We start from the raw sequence: 7238 nt of genomic DNA, 5'->3' as shown, positions 1-7238 counted from the left end.
CATCCGCGCCTGATGCGCCCGCCAGAGCGCCGCCGACCCGGCATCGCCCGCACCAATCGCCTGCACATCCGCCAGCGCCGCCAGTGGCCTGCCCGGCATCGCCTCATCCATCCGCGCCAAGGCCTCGGCCCGACGCGGAAACCGGAACTTCACAAACCCCAGCACGCCGTAAACCAGCACCGCCAGCGCGGCCAGCATGGCGGTGCCCCAGACCACCTCGACCGCTGCCAGATCGTGAAGGCCCAGCATCAGCGCCGCAGCCCCCGCCGCAATCACGCTCCACATCGGCCAGAACGCGCGCACCAGACGCTCGGCAATCAACCCCGCCCATGTCAGCAGAAGAGGCCGCCGCAACCGCGCGGTCAGAGCTTTCAGGGGGTTTTCGGTCGCAGCCATGCGCGGCACCTCATCTCGGCCCCGCGCGCCCATCGCGTCAGAGCCATTCAGGGATGGTATCGCGATTTATCATTTCGTCAAAGGTCGGTCTGCCCCGGATCACGGCAAAGTCACGCCCATGCACCAGAACTTCGGGCACCAGAGGCCGCGTGTTATACTCGCTCGACATCACCGCGCCATAAGCGCCGGCACTGCGAAACGCCACCAGATCGCCCTCGGCCAGCGGCGGCAGCATCCGCCCCTTGGCAAATGTATCCCCCGATTCGCAGACCGGCCCGACCACATCATAGGGCTGTTGCTCGACCCCCGGCGCGGGCTCCATCAGCGGCACGATGTCATGATGCGCGTCATACATCGCCGGTCGGATCAGATCGTTCATCGCGGCATCAAGGATCAGGAAATCCCGCCCCTCACCGGATTTCACATAGATCACCCGGCTCACCAGAATCCCCGCATTGCCGGCAATCAAGCGACCCGGCTCGATCTCGATCTCACAGCCCAGATGCCCCAGCACCTCGCGGATCAGCGCGCCATATTCCGTGGGCAGCGGCGGGGCCTCGTTCGAACGGGTATAGGGAATCCCCAGACCGCCGCCCAGATCGAGGCGGCGAATGTCATGCCCATCCGCGCGCAGAACCTGTGTCAGCTCCGCCACCTTTTCATAGGCAAGACGGAACGGCGCCAATTCGGTCAGTTGACTGCCGATATGCACGTCGATCCCGATCACCTCCAGCCCCGGCAGGGCCGCGGCCTGCGCATAGACCTCGCGCGCCCGCGCGATTGGGATGCCAAACTTGTTCTCGCTCTTGCCGGTGGCAATCTTGGCATGGGTCTTGGCATCCACATCGGGATTGACCCGAATGGTGATCGGCGCACGCAGGCCCAATTCCACCGCCACGGCACTCAGCACCGCCATCTCCGGCTCGCTCTCGACATTGAACTGCCGGATGCCGCCCATCAGCGCCAGACGCATTTCTTCGCGGGTCTTGCCCACGCCAGAGAACACGATCCGCTCGCCCGGCACGCCCGCAGCCTTGGCGCGCGCATATTCCCCGCCCGAAACCACATCCATTCCCGCGCCCAAAGCCGCCAGTGTCTTGAGAATCGCCTGATTGCTCGCAGCCTTCATCGCGTAGCAGACCAGATGATCCATGCCCGCCAACGCCTCGTCAAACAGGCGGAAATGGCGGGTCAGCGTCGCGGTTGAATAGCAATAGAAGGGCGTGCCAACCGCTTCGGCAATCTCCGACAGCGGCACATCTTCGGCGTGCAGCACGCCGTTATGATAGAGAAAATGATCCACGCGCCGTCCCGCCCCGTTTCATCGTTCAAAAAATACTCAAATCCCGCGCGCGCCGCTCCGCGATGCCCGCAAGAACAGATAGAGCGGCAAACCGCAACTCACCCCGATACCGAAGGTCGCCGGAATGGCAATCAGACCCAGCCAGTGCCGGTTCTGCACGGCCTCGACCACCACCCAGACCGTGAGCGCCACAGCGGCAATCGTCAGATCCCAGACCAGACCCGAGCTTGCCGCATTGGCATGCCAGGCATCGACCATGCCCATCAGGTCATAGCCGTTCTGCCCGAACCACTGCAGGAACCAATACATCGGATGAATGGCGCCCCACACGGCCAGCGCGGCAAAGACCCATCTCACAGGCCAACCCCCACGCCGACATTGACGCCGCCCACGCGCACGCCGCCACCCACGCCGACATTGACGCCATGCGTGCCCACGCCCACGTTCATCCCCGCCGTGGGGCGCACCGGCTCGCCATCAACGCCGCAGCCGATCAGCACCGTGAGGCTCAGCAGAGCAAAACCCAGCCGTATCATCCCAATCGCTCCTTCCACCGCGCCACTTGGGCGCGCACCTGTGTGGGTGCCGTGCCGCCATAGCTCACCCGCGAGGCGACCGAATTATGCACGCCCAACACATCATAGACCGACGCAGTGATTTCGTCATGCACCTCTTGCATCTCGGTCAGGCTCAGGTCCGGCAGATCACAGCCCTTGGCCTCCGCCTTGGCCACCAAGGCCCCGGTGACATGATGCGCCTCGCGAAACGGCATATCCAGCACCCGCACCAACCAATCCGCCAGATCGGTCGCCGTCGAAAATCCCGACCCGGCGGCCGCCTCCAGATGATCCGTCCGCGCCGCCATGTCGCGCACCATGCCTTCCATCGCGGCCAAGGCCAGCATCAGGTTGTCGGCGGCGTCAAACACCTGCTCCTTGTCTTCCTGCATATCCTTGGAATAGGCCAGCGGCAGGCCTTTCATCACCATCATCAGCGCCACATTGGCCCCGAAAATCCGCCCCACTTTGGCGCGGATCAGCTCCGCCGCATCGGGGTTCTTCTTTTGCGGCATGATGCTCGACCCGGTCGAAAACCGATCGCTCAGCGCCACAAACCGGAATTGCGCCGAGGACCAGATCACCAATTCCTCCGCGAACCGGCTCAGATGCATGGCGCAAATACTGGCAGCCGCCAGAAACTCCAGCGCAAAATCCCGGTCACTCACCGCATCCAGACTATTGGCGCAGGGGCGGTCAAAGCCCAGCGCCTTCGCCGTCATCTCTCGATCAATCGGAAAGGATGTCCCCGCCAGCGCCGCCGCCCCCAAGGGGCATTCATTCATCCGCGCCCGCGCATCGCGCACCCGGCTCAGATCACGGCCAAACATCTCGACATAGGCCATCATGTGATGCCCCCATGTCACCGGCTGCGCCGTCTGAAGATGGGTAAAGCCGGGCATCACCCACTCCGCCCCCGCCTCTGCCTGCGCCACCAGCGCCCGCATCAACGCCTGCAAGGCCTGATCCACCGCATCCAGTTGATCCCGCACCCAGAGCCGGAAATCCGTCGCAACCTGATCATTGCGCGACCGCCCGGTGTGCAACCGCCCGGCAGGCGCGCCGATCAAATCCTTGAGCCGCGCTTCGACATTCATGTGAATATCCTCAAGCGCCGTGGAAAAGGTGAATTCCCCCGCCTCTATCTCTGACAAGACCGTGAGCAGCCCTTCCCTCATCGCCGCCGCATCACTATCACTGACAATACCTGTCGCCGCCAGCATCGCGGCATGGGCCCTCGAGCCGGCGATATCCTGTGCCGCCATCCGCTTGTCGAATGAGATCGAGGCATTAATTGCCTCCATGATCGCATCCGGCCCGGCGGCAAAGCGGCCGCCCCACATCTGGTTCGAGGTTGTGTCAGTCATGTCTTTGGCCCTTCGGAGGGAATAATGAAAATCATTCGTCAGATCGTCCTTTATATGGCCGTGGCCCTTGGTGCAAATACTGCCCACGCCGATACCGCAGCACTTGAGGCGCTGCGCGACGGCGACATGAAGAAACTGAATTTCCACTCTGCGCCAACACCCGCCCCGTTGACCGAATTCACCCGCGCCGATGGCACCACAGGCACGCTTGCCGATTTTCAGGGGCGGTATGTCGTGCTGAACTTCTGGGCCACATGGTGCGCGCCTTGTCGGGCCGAAATGCCGACGCTCTCGACCCTGCAAACCGAGATGCGCGGCGACACCTTCGAGGTCGTCACCATCGCCACAGGCCGCAACGCCCCCACCGCGATGGCCAAATTCTTTGACGAGATCGGCGTCGACAACCTGCCGCTGCACACCGACCCCAAAAGCGCCCTCGCCCGCGCCATGGGCATCTTTGGACTGCCCATCACCGTGATCCTTGATCCCGAGGGCCATGAAATCGCCCGCCTCCTCGGCGATGCGCATTGGGACAGCGACAGCGCCAAGGCGATTGTTCAGGCGTTGGTTGAGGGAAAAGGCGAGAGCTGAGAGGCGGCGTTGCTTTAGACACAGGGTGGTGGCTATGCGGACGCAGCGGCCCTTGACAGGTTGCGCTGAGCTTGGAACATTTGGGAAACATTTTGCGCCAACAAACCAACCGCAAACCGAATTGGGGACCCTGTGATGCTGAAGTATATCTATCCTGACGGAACGCATTGCTATCGGGCAATTCATTCTGCCCACGCAGTGTTTCGGGACTCCGATGGCAAACTGATGGCGAGGGCCGAAAAGGCTGACCAATCGGGCATGTATGAGTTCGAATTAAGGGCTTCGAGATTCTAGGTCCTGGCGTGGTCTACGACTGACATTGGCTCACCCCCCACCCCCCATTTCATCTTGCCCGAAATACTTCGGGGGAGTCGCTGCTTGCAGCGACGGGGGCAGCGCCCCCCTCCCTTACCCCAAAACGTACGGTCCAACCGCACAACCGTACCAACCGCTTTCCTGGATAGAGAACGAACCAGACTCTTTCAAAGGGTCCGCATCCCGCCCAATCCTTACCGCACCGCACGCTTGACAGCCCCTCACACACCCTTGCCTGCCCCCCGCAAAACCCCTAAAGCCAGCCCATGCTAGACGAGTCCGAAGAGATCCATCCGCTGTTTCACGGGGCGCCCAGCAGCACCGAATTCAAAAAGCTGCGCAAACGCATTGTCCGTCACACCCGCGAGGCGATCGAGCAATATGGCATGATCGAGCCGGGCGGCAAATGGCTTGTCTGTCTCTCGGGCGGCAAGGACAGCTATACCCTCCTTGCGGTGCTCCATGAGCTGAAATGGCGCGGCCTTCTGCCGGTCGATCTCTTGGCCTGCAATCTAGATCAGGGCCAGCCCGGTTTCCCGGCCACCGTGTTGCCGGACTTCCTCAATCGCATGCAGGTGCCCCACCGGATCGAGTATCAGGACACCTATTCCATCGTGATGGACAAGGTGCCCGCCGGACGTACCTATTGCGCGCTATGTTCCCGTTTACGCAGGGGAAATCTCTACCGCATCGCCCGCGAAGAAGGCTGCACGGCGGTTGTTCTCGGCCATCACCGCGACGACATTCTTGAGACCTTTTTCATGAACCTCTTTCATGGCGGGCGGCTCGCCACCATGCCGCCAAAGCTGGTGAACGAAGAGGGCGATCTCTTCCTCTACCGCCCTCTCGCGCATGTCGCCGAGGCGGATTGCGAGCGGTTTTCGCGCGCCATGAACTACCCCATCATCCCCTGTGATCTCTGCGGCTCGCAAGACGGGCTGCAACGCCAACAGGTCAAACAGATCCTCGACGGATGGGAGGCGAATTCCCCCGGTCGTCGTCAGGTCATGTTCCGCGCCCTGATGAACGCGCGGCCCTCGCATCTGCTCGATCCCAAACTCTTCGATTTCGCGGGTCTGACCACCGAATCGATAAAATCCAACGCAAATCCCGAGGGATTGCCCAAACTCCGTTAACCCCTCTGCGCTAGGCTCAAGACCGGGCTATGGGATTTCGGATGTTTTACAAATCAAAACAATGGTTTGGCGCGTTTTTGGCAGACTTGCCTCAGGCCGGTCGCGGGCCAAAATCGCTGGTCTTTCTCGCCTCGACGGGCCTTGCAACGCAGTGGTTTGGCCTCCCCGCACTCCTGCTTTCCCTACCTATCCTATTGATCATAATCACTCTTTTAGGCCAACAGTCCCGCACACAGAGGGACGGTGCCAGCGTTGCGATGCGCGCCCACCTCAACCGCACCCTGTCAGAGGCGCGCCGCACGGGTCAACGCACCGCCTGTTTCATCCTCCAGATCGACGATTATGACATCTTATCAGAGCGTTACGGTCGATCCGCGACAGACCGCGTCACAGTGCAAAGCCTCGATCGCCTCGCCCGCGCGCTCCGCGCTGCCGATCAGCTCTTTGACCTCGGCGCAGGCCGCATCGGAATTTTTCTGTTTCCGATCAACACCTTAGAATTGGAGCCGCTCCTCACGCTCGCCAGCCGCCTGCAATCCGCCGTCGAGGAACCGATCACGCTGGGTGCCACGACCGTCTATATCTCCGCCTCGCTTGGGTTCTGCCCTGCCACCCACGCCCCCACCCAAACAAGCGACGCGCTCTTTGACGCTGCGCTCACCGCGCTGGACGAGGCCCGCCGCCATGGGCCTTCCGCGATTCGCGCCTTTTCCCGCGACCTGCGTGCGAGGGTCCAAATGCCGCAGCACATTGCAGACGATCTGCAACAGGCGTTCAAGACCGGCCAGTTGATCAGCTGGTTTCAGCCACAAATCTGCACCAATACAGGCCAAATCAGCGGATTCGAGGCGCTGGCACGGTGGCAGCATCCCACCGCCGGCCTCATCACCCCCGCGGAATTTCTGCCACTCCTCGCCGCTTCTGGTCGGATGGAGGTGCTTGGCGATGCCATGCTGAGCAACGCCCTGCGCGCGCTCCAAACATGGGACAATCTTGGCCTCGACATCCCACATGTCGGCGTCAACTTCTCGCCCGAAGAGCTGCGCAATCCACAGCTTGCGGACAAAATCGCATGGGAACTGGACCGTTGCAATCTGCCGCCCACCCGGCTGGCGGTCGAAATCCTCGAAACCGTCCTTGCCACCTCACCCGATGACGTCATTACCCGCAACATCGCCGCGCTGGCGGATATGGGCTGCCTGATCGATCTTGACGATTTCGGCACAGGCCATGCCTCGATCTCGACCATCCGACGCTTTGCTGTAGGGCGGCTCAAGATCGACCGTTCCTTTGTCACCAAAATCGACCGCGACCCCGAACAACAGCGCATGGTCGCGGCCATCCTCTCCATGGCGGAACGGCTGGACCTCGCCACTCTGGCCGAAGGGGTCGAAACTGCAGGCGAACACGCGATGCTCGCCCAGCTCGGCTGCGGCCATGTTCAGGGCTTTGGCATCGGTCGCCCGATGCCGCTCGATGCGACCCCGGATTGGATCGCGGCCCATCGCGCCAAACTCGCCCACCTGCCCCGGATTACCCGCGCCAAGGGGTGAGCGCTGCGATATATCCCCGC

Annotated in this window: 8 protein-coding genes; 3 read left to right on the top strand and 5 right to left on the bottom strand. The window is 62.1% G+C overall.

Going from position 1 to position 7238, the window contains the following annotated elements:
- The 5 genes from VR71_RS18560 to argH all read right to left on the bottom strand — a co-directional run.
- The coding region (locus VR71_RS18560; protein WP_296430572.1) for a DUF4175 family protein at nucleotides 1-396 on the bottom strand (396 nt) is incomplete at its 3' end.
- 37 nt (nucleotides 397-433) lie between these two features.
- Nucleotides 434-1699 carry a diaminopimelate decarboxylase gene (gene lysA, locus VR71_RS18555; RefSeq protein ID WP_045686099.1) on the bottom strand — a complete coding sequence of 422 codons (1266 nt, stop codon included), beginning with the start codon at nucleotides 1697-1699 and terminating at the stop codon, nucleotides 434-436.
- 36 nt (nucleotides 1700-1735) lie between these two features.
- Nucleotides 1736-2056 carry a DUF2834 domain-containing protein gene (locus VR71_RS18550; RefSeq protein WP_045686098.1) on the bottom strand — a complete coding sequence of 107 codons (321 nt, stop codon included), beginning with the start codon at nucleotides 2054-2056 and terminating at the stop codon, nucleotides 1736-1738.
- On the bottom strand, nucleotides 2053-2235 hold the full coding sequence (locus VR71_RS18545; protein ID WP_045686097.1) for a hypothetical protein: 183 nt from the start codon (nucleotides 2233-2235) through the stop codon (nucleotides 2053-2055). The genes VR71_RS18550 and VR71_RS18545 overlap by 4 nt, the downstream gene beginning before the upstream one ends.
- Nucleotides 2232-3623, bottom strand: a complete 1392-nt coding sequence (gene argH / locus VR71_RS18540; RefSeq protein ID WP_045686096.1) for an argininosuccinate lyase — start codon at nucleotides 3621-3623, stop codon at nucleotides 2232-2234. The genes VR71_RS18545 and argH overlap by 4 nt, the downstream gene beginning before the upstream one ends.
- Before the next feature lie 24 nt (nucleotides 3624-3647).
- Here argH and VR71_RS18535 point away from each other — a divergent pair, with 24 nt between their 5' ends.
- From VR71_RS18535 to VR71_RS18520, 3 genes are all read left to right on the top strand, one after another.
- Entirely contained in the window at nucleotides 3648-4214 is a 567-nt protein-coding gene (locus VR71_RS18535; protein ID WP_045686095.1) for a TlpA disulfide reductase family protein, read from the top strand.
- 581 nt (nucleotides 4215-4795) lie between these two features.
- Nucleotides 4796-5665, top strand: coding sequence for a tRNA 2-thiocytidine(32) synthetase TtcA (gene ttcA / locus VR71_RS18525; protein WP_045686094.1), 870 nt, complete (start codon nucleotides 4796-4798; stop codon nucleotides 5663-5665).
- A gap of 257 nt (nucleotides 5666-5922) precedes the next feature.
- Nucleotides 5923-7218, top strand: a complete 1296-nt coding sequence (locus tag VR71_RS18520; protein ID WP_296430570.1) for a bifunctional diguanylate cyclase/phosphodiesterase — start codon at nucleotides 5923-5925, stop codon at nucleotides 7216-7218.
- Nucleotides 7219-7238: the final 20 nt, after the last annotated feature.

The sequence above is a fragment of the Roseovarius sp. BRH_c41 genome (assembly GCF_000961715.1).
Classification (GTDB): Bacteria; Pseudomonadota; Alphaproteobacteria; order Rhodobacterales; family Rhodobacteraceae; genus Roseovarius.
This window is presented reverse-complemented; position numbering and strand designations above follow the sequence as displayed.